Origin of the sequence: Stenotrophomonas pictorum JCM 9942, assembly GCF_001310775.1 — a bacterium.
Lineage (GTDB): Bacteria > Pseudomonadota > Gammaproteobacteria > Xanthomonadales > Xanthomonadaceae > Stenotrophomonas > Stenotrophomonas pictorum.
In genome coordinates this window covers 1-1,267 of the sequence record NZ_BAZI01000584.1, presented here as the reverse complement: position 1 = coordinate 1,267, position 1,267 = coordinate 1, and the positions used below count along the sequence as shown (strand labels likewise).

The following is a 1,267-nucleotide window of genomic DNA, read 5'->3' as shown; positions in this document are numbered from 1 at the left end:
CGGAGCTGGGTGAGCGGGTCATGTCGGATCACGCCGTAGCCGGCCGCCCAATGGTCAAACGCGGGATCGGCCCGCCGGTGGGCGTCGGCGAGTTCAAGGGTCCGCTGGCGCTCGGCGGCCGACAGCTGGTCGGCGGTGCAGCAGTTGAGATGCAGGTTCATGGGTCCTCCGGGGAGTCGGCCGAAGCGGACATCAGGGTCGATGCCGCGTCAGCGAGGTCCGCGCCGAGCGCGATCGCGTTCGACGGGTGGGCAATGGTGTCGGTACTGACGATGCGGGCCAGACCTGCTTCCTGCAGGCGGGCATAGGCATCGCCGGCGAACACCGGATGGATGGCGACCAGCAGTGGCGGCGGCAACGACAACCGGCGCAGGTGTGCGAGGGTCTCCAGGATGGTGTGGCCGGACGACACGATGTCGTCGATCAGGACCGGGGTCCGGCCCGCCACGGCCTGCGGGTCGGGCAGGCTGACGCGCACGTCGTAGTCGCCGTGCCGCTCCTTGGCCAGCACCTGGTAGGGCATGCCGGACAGGGCGGCGATGTCCGCTACCCACTGCTCGCTCTCGCTGTCAGGGCCGATCAGCACAGCGTCGGGGACGGTCTCAGCGATCCAGCGGGCCACGGCCGGCGTCGCCGATACGTGGACCGTCGGAATGCGGTAGAGCGACTGCAGGCGCTCGACGCGGTGCAGGTGCGGGTCCACGGTCACCAGCCAGTCGAAAGCCTCTTCGAGGAATTGCGCAAACAGCGGTGTACTGACCGCCTCGCCGCGATGGAAGCGGGTGTCCTGGCGCATATACCCCAGGTAGGGTGCGATGAGGCCGACCGAACGAGCCCCGAACTCGCGCGCGGTCCGGGCGGCGAAGCGCAGCGGGAGGGCCAGGGCATCGGCGTTGCGCAGGCTGGCCAGGATCGCCACATCGGCGCCGTCCAGTGCGTCGTCCAGGGTGACCAGCGACTCGCCATCGGGGAAGTGCCGCCAGGCCACGGGTGCAATGCGCGCCTGCAGGGGCTGGTTGATGGTGCCGGCCAACACTGCATCGGCCGGGAAGGGCATCAGCACACGGGTCATGGAACCTCTCCAAGCACAAAGGGTTGCAGCGTCGCGGCGTGCTCCAGGGCGTAGGCCAGTTCTCCCGGCGACTCCGCATGCAGGGTCATCATGGGCTGTCCGCGCTCGACCGTATCGCCGATCCGCAGACCGGTTTCGAGGCCGGCGGTGGGGGATGTCGGGGCGCCGGCCAGCTTGGCCAGTTTGGCCAGCCTG

The 1,267-nt window shown here is 69.5% G+C and carries 1 protein-coding gene and 1 pseudogene; both read right to left on the bottom strand.

Annotation, left to right across the window (positions count from 1 at the left end; translation table 11 throughout):
• Positions 1 to 157 precede the first annotated feature (157 nt).
• Positions 158 to 1,072, bottom strand: a complete 915-nt coding sequence (locus tag JCM9942_RS16250) for a ribose-phosphate diphosphokinase (RefSeq protein ID WP_017355176.1) — start codon at positions 1,070 to 1,072, stop codon at positions 158 to 160.
• Positions 1,069 to 1,267, bottom strand: a pseudogene (locus JCM9942_RS16245) (thymidine phosphorylase); the annotation flags it as partial. The pseudogene JCM9942_RS16245 and the gene JCM9942_RS16250, both read right to left, overlap by 4 nt.